At 59.4% G+C, this 2,505-nt stretch carries 2 protein-coding genes and 2 pseudogenes; 2 read left to right on the forward strand and 2 right to left on the reverse strand.

Annotation, left to right across the window (positions count from 1 at the left end; genetic code table 11):
• Window positions 1–314: phosphopantetheine-binding protein (locus ACIPSK_RS32890; RefSeq protein ID WP_197727351.1), on the forward strand; the 314-nt coding region annotated here is incomplete at its 5' end.
• A gap of 28 nt (window positions 315–342) precedes the next feature.
• Here ACIPSK_RS32890 and ACIPSK_RS32895 read toward each other — a convergent pair.
• Window positions 343–507 (reverse strand): annotated as a pseudogene (locus tag ACIPSK_RS32895) (IS5/IS1182 family transposase); the annotation flags it as partial.
• A pseudogene (locus ACIPSK_RS32900) lies at window positions 508–740 on the reverse strand (hypothetical protein); the annotation flags it as partial.
• A 451-nt stretch (window positions 741–1,191) separates the two neighbouring features.
• Between ACIPSK_RS32900 and ACIPSK_RS32905 the strand changes: the two are divergent.
• A complete protein-coding gene (locus ACIPSK_RS32905) occupies window positions 1,192–2,352 on the forward strand; it encodes a 4'-phosphopantetheinyl transferase family protein (RefSeq protein WP_245268471.1) in 1,161 nt (386 codons plus the stop codon).
• Window positions 2,353–2,505: the final 153 nt, after the last annotated feature.

The following is a 2,505-nucleotide window of genomic DNA, read 5'->3' on the forward strand; positions in this document are numbered from 1 at the left end:
GGGCCTATGAGGCGCCGCAGGGCGAGATCGAGACGCTGCTGGCCGGGATCTGGGCCGAGCTTCTCGGCGTCGAGCGGGTCGGGCGCCACGACAACTTCTTCGAGCTCGGCGGCCACTCATTGTTGGCGGTGCGCCTGCTCGTCCGGCTGACAGAGGCCTTGGCAGTGGAGCTGCCGCTGGCGATCCTGTTCGCCAAGCCAACATTGGCCGAGCTAGCCCGTGAATATTCCATCAGCTTGATTACTCAAGAATTTGATAGCCACCAACTTCAGAAACTCCTTTCGTCTGGCGTTGGTGCATGGATCGGGACTTGAGCGGGATCTGGATCTGTGATGGGGCTATCTATGTGGCCGGCCCATTGCGGCGGATGGATTTAGGGCGTGCGCATGCAAGCATACGATTGAGGGCGGCGCAGCCGATGGCCACTTCCGTCTGCTGACGCCCGATGATGGACTTGTATGGGCCGATGGCAGTCTCGACCAGTGAGCGCTTGCCGGTGGAGACCTGCAGCCAAGGCCCGTCGAGATGATGCATTACCTTAAGGCGAAGCTGCGCATTAACGCCGGTGCCGAACCAAGCAGGACCCGGACCTTGCCGGCGCGCACGTTGGCGAACAGCCGCTGCTTGGCCTCGGTCTTCTTGTAATCCTGCATGAAGGCAATTTCTGCCGCCGGCACCCCATGCCCGACTAACTCGTCACGGATCCAGCGATAGGCGGAAAAGCCGCAGGTCGGCTGGATCACCCATCGACGGACATTCAGAGTTGGTTTTCGGTCTCAAGTTTTCAGTCTCCTGATCGGGACTTTGACGATGCCGCACACGTTCAATGCCGATCGGCGGGACAAATGCCAAGCAGAGACAAGTGACGATTTGGCCGGCATATTATGAGAGCCTGCGTCAACGTGGCTATTTGACCACCGGGGTGAAGGATGAGGCCCTGTCTTTATGGACTACGCGGAGGCGGACATAGCGGAGTGGTCAGCCGAAATACGGATCTGGCGATTACGTTTTGCTCTACCCTGCGCGTCGTCTACGGGGCTGACGCTCCGCCATACCTAAGGCTTGAGGCGCAGTGTTGGCGCTGATAGAGTACGACATTGACGTGCCTGACTTCTCGCCGGAGCAAAGGGCTGGCGTAAAGTCCCGAGCCACAACATCAGATCCGGTCCATCTGGTTGCGACGGCACCGGCTTGAAGGTCTTCGGCGAGGGCGAGTGGCTGGAAGACAAGCACAAAACCAAGGCCAAACGAAAAGATGGGCAAACTGCCCCTTGGTTCCAATGGTGGTCAGGACTGGTTTTCCGGTGCGTCAGCCCTGATCCTACTGGTGACAAGTTTTGCGAGGACGGCATGGAAGCAAGGCATCCCCACCGTATTCCGTGTGGTGTTGATCGAGGCGCGGCACGTTGCGCAAAACATGTTGCTGGCGGCGACTGCAACGGCCTCGTTGCCACGCCGACTTGCGCATTGAACGACAACATCATCGATGACGATCCTCGACATCGATCCAATCATGCAATCGCCAATCTATGCGGTGGCGGTCGGCACTCGTTTGGAAACCGCAACAGTAGCCGATTTGGTCGACTGGTCAGCCGTGGAACACCAGCAATGAGCATGGCGGGCGACCTGGATCCAGGGCAGGTGAGCAGTGAACTGCGGGTCGATATTTTTCTGAGCCAGCCGAGGGAAGCAAGCGTTAGGCTGTGGAATGCGGCCCGTGACGTTCTGAACGAGGAGGAGCGTCAGCGTGCCCGACGCTTTGTCTTCGACCGCGACCGCGACATGTACGTCTTCAGTCATGGCCTGCTCAGGCTGCTGCTTGCCCGCTATATGGCCGCTGATCCGCGTGAACTAACTTTTGCTTGTGCATCCGGGGGTCGGCCCGAACTCGTCTCGCCGTCTTCTGCTCCGATCCGCTTCAACCTCTCCCATGCCGATGGGTTGGTCGGCTGCATCCTCACGCAAAAAGCCGATTGCGGCCTTGATGTCGAGCAGATCGGCAGGGTCGACTACCGACATCTGGTGTCGACTGTGCTTGCTCCAGAGGAGCGTTCGGCGCTGCTGGGACTGGCGGAGGCGGATCGACCGGGTCGTTTTTGTGAGATCTGGACGCTGAAGGAAGCTTATCTCAAGGGGCGAGGGCTGGGCATATCCTATCCCATCCGTAATATCTCCTTTTCCGGTTTCGAAGGTAATCGCCGATGTCGCGTCCGCGGCGACGAACGAGATGACGGCAGCACATGGCACTTCTGGAGCAGGCCGTTTGCGGGTGCTTATTCTGCCGCCGCGGCTGTGCGAACGCTGCGCGACGACGTAAAATTCTCCGCGGGCTTTATCGAAGACCTGCCGTGAGTTCGGCCAGCTCCAGTAAACACCGGCAGGCACGCAGGTGAGGAACCGCCCCTTTCTTCACCTGCATGCGCACCATTCGCGCGGTTGCCACTGCCCGCCCGGCGACGGACAGGCTTGGTCTCAAAGGGGATTGTCACACGCCATAACGAGTTC

This window comes from Rhizobium sp. LARHSG275 (assembly GCF_052871115.1).